The 1,556-nt window shown below is 70.9% G+C and carries 1 protein-coding gene; it reads left to right on the forward strand.

The genetic code is table 11. The features are described 5' to 3' along the window. Positions 1-1,556, forward strand: a 1,556-nt coding sequence (locus tag ACZ4VF_RS37950; RefSeq protein ID WP_467931778.1) for a condensation domain-containing protein, incomplete at both ends; no start/stop codon positions are given.

Consider the following 1,556-nt stretch of genomic DNA (forward strand, 5'->3'; position numbering starts at 1 on the left):
CGGACGGACACCGAGCGCACCCTCGCCGCGATCTGGGCCGAGATCCTCGGCATCGACACCGTCGGCATCCACGACAACTTCTTCGAACTGGGCGGACATTCACTGCTCGCAACGCAGGTGACGTCGCGTCTGCGGCAACGGCTCGGGGTGGACGTACCCGTGCGTGCCCTCTTCACCTCGCCCACGGTGGCGACCCTGGCCGTGGTCGTGCGCGAGCTGGAGACGGCCGGCGAGGCGCCGTTGGTTCCGGTCGACCGTGGCAGCGGTCCACTGCCGCTGTCGTTCGCGCAGCAGCGACTGTGGTTCCTCGACCAGTTGACACCGGGCAGCGCCGAATACCTCGTGCCGTTCGGGCTGCGGGTGCGGGGCGTGCTCGACGCCGGTGCGCTGGGTGCGGCGTTCACCGGTCTGGTGGCCCGGCACGAAGTGCTGCGCACCCGGTTCGTCACGGACGACTCAGGCCGTCCCGCGCAGGTCGTGGACGCGCCGTGGTCGGTCACTCCGGTGGTGCACGACGTCCGGGCCGTCCCGGCGGACGGCAGGGAGCGGGCGGCGTCGGAGATCATGGCGGCCGAGGCCCGGAGGCCGTTCGAGCTGGACGGCGGTCGGCTCCTGCGCGTGGACGTGGTGCGTGTCGCCGACGACGACCAGTATGTGCTGATCACGCTGCACCACATCGTGTCGGACGGCTGGTCGTCCGGGATCCTGGCGCGCGAGCTGCGCGAGCTGTACGCGGCCGCTGTCGCCGGACGCGAGGCGTCGTTGCAGGAACTTCCTGTCCAGTACGCGGACTTCGCCGTCTGGCAGCGGGAGCAGCTCAGCGGTGACGTCCTCGAGGCGCAGCTGGCGTACTGGCGCGAGCGCCTTGCGGGAGTGCCGGCCCTGGAGCTGCCGACCGACCGTGCCCGGCCGGCCGAAAGGGAGGGCGCGGAGGGCGACACCGTGTACTTCTCGCTGCCGTCGGAGGTGACGGAGGCACTGCGGGCGACGGTGAGCGGGCAGGGCGCGAGTCTGTTCATGGCCCTGCTGGCTCTGTTCCAGATCGTGCTGGCCCGTTATTGCCGGCAGGACGACATCGCGGTCGGCACCCCGATCGCCGGCCGCAACCGCGCCGAGACCGAGGACCTGATCGGCTTCTTCGTCAACACGCTGGTCCTGCGGACCGACCTCTCCGGCGACCCGACGTTCACCGAACTCCTCGACCGCGTCAAGGACACCGCCCTCGGCGCCTACGACCACCAGGACCTCCCCTTCGAACGCCTCGTCGACGAGCTGGCCCCCGACCGGGACCTCGCCCGCAACCCCCTCTTCCAGACCCTGTTCGTCTTCCAGAACACCCCGGACGGCAACGCGTGGAGCCTGCCCGGCCTGACGGTCGAGGGAGTCGGTGTAGGCGGTCAGGACGCCAAGTTCGATCTCCAGCTGACCGCCGCGGAAGCGGGCGGTGAACTGCTGGCAGCCCTGGAGTACCGGACGGATCTGTTCGAGCGGGCGACGATCGAGCGGTTGGCGGGTCACTTCGGGACGCTGGCCGCGTCGGTGGCGGCGGCGCCGCG

The sequence above is a fragment of the Streptomyces sp. NPDC029151 genome (assembly GCF_055564315.1).